Raw genomic sequence first — 1,321 nt, forward strand, 5'->3', positions numbered from 1 at the left:
GAGGACGGGCTTCGCCCGCCCCGCGCTGACGCGCGCCTGCAACTCACCTATTCACGGGTCTGTGTCGGCTCGTGATCTTGTTGGTCTCCGGTGACGCGTCGGCGGTGCGGAGCTGCAGCCGAGGTCGCGTCAAGGTGGAGAACGTCGCTAGGGCGGCATCTGGGCTTACCGGTTGGGTCGACTGGTCCTGCCGTGCTACGAGAGTCGACGCATCCCGCGGGCGCACAGGCTGGCCTGCAGATCGCACGGAGCGAGTGGTCAGGCGGCCTCAAGCAGCGTCAGACACTGCCGACCGAGCTGGGTGATCGCCCACCGGTCTGCCCCGCCCCACTGCTCGTAGGTCAGGCCGCCTTGGACAGGCTCGATCAGGTTCTGTCTCGATAGCGCTTGAAGAACGGACCCGACCACGGCCATGTCGCTTTTCATTCGGGCGGCGATGATCCCGGTCTCCAAGGTCATGGACATCGCGCGATCCGGCGGCGGAAAGTCTCCACCCTGGGTGTTGGCGTGATCGCGAACCATGGCGAGCACCTGGATGTGCGGACCCTCGATCGAGTCGATCGCGCCGGCGAGGATCTGCGAGTAGTCGATCGAGGCGTGCCCGTCAACGCCGTTCGCGAGAACTCGCGCGAGGGCTCGAATCTTCTCCTCGCGGGTAGTGCGTCTCGCGGCCTCGATCGACCGGGCAGTCAACTCGAGCCGCCCGTCATCGGCCGTCGCGAGCTTTGCGAATCGGTCGACGCCGCCAACCTGCTCTGCAGCCTGCTCGAGCATCCGCTGCTGGCGCTTCAGTCGCGCCTCGACGACCTTTTCAACGACTACCTCCGCGAGAGGAGTCATCGCCCCAACGCTTGGCGAGCCGAAGAGCGCGAGGTCGGCACCCCCTGTGATGGTTGAGGCGGCGACGGCCGGCGCGACATCGGCGATCCGCCGCAGAAGACTCCGATCGCCCGGCTCCGGTGTCTCGGTCTCGGCCATGTCAGCACGCTACGGCGCGTCGCGACTGCCACGAGAACGTCCTCATGCTCTGGCGCGCCGTGACGGGCCATGTAGGCGCTCCTGTCACGGTCCGGAGAGTGTGAAATGACGAGGCAGGAAGCGCCGCCGCTCTCCGCGCTCTGGCCAGCGCCTACGACGACCGCGAGGACCACAACGTGCAACGACGAACGTCCTCGGCTAATTGTACTGCCCGGACAGGTTGGTCAAGCGGGTGATGGGCGGGCGGTTGCCGATCGCGGTGTGGGGCCGGTGATGGTTGTACTCGTGAAGCCAGCTCGGCAGGGCTCTGCGGCGGGCTGATTCGCTGAGGAACATCCGGCGG

At 66.8% G+C, this 1,321-nt stretch carries 2 protein-coding genes; both read right to left on the minus strand.

Going from position 1 to position 1,321, the window contains the following annotated elements:
* Window positions 1-258: 258 nt before the first annotated feature.
* Window positions 259-978: a hypothetical protein gene (locus tag ACFSHS_RS19020; RefSeq protein WP_376879511.1), complete on the minus strand. Its 720-nt coding sequence runs from the start codon at window positions 976-978 to the stop codon at window positions 259-261.
* Between the two features lie 198 nt (window positions 979-1,176).
* On the minus strand, window positions 1,177-1,321 hold a 145-nt coding region (locus ACFSHS_RS19025; RefSeq protein WP_376879514.1), incomplete at its 5' end, for an integrase core domain-containing protein.

Origin of the sequence: Blastococcus deserti (assembly GCF_042682525.1) — a bacterium.
Lineage (GTDB): Bacteria > Actinomycetota > Actinomycetes > Mycobacteriales > Geodermatophilaceae > Blastococcus_B > Blastococcus_B deserti.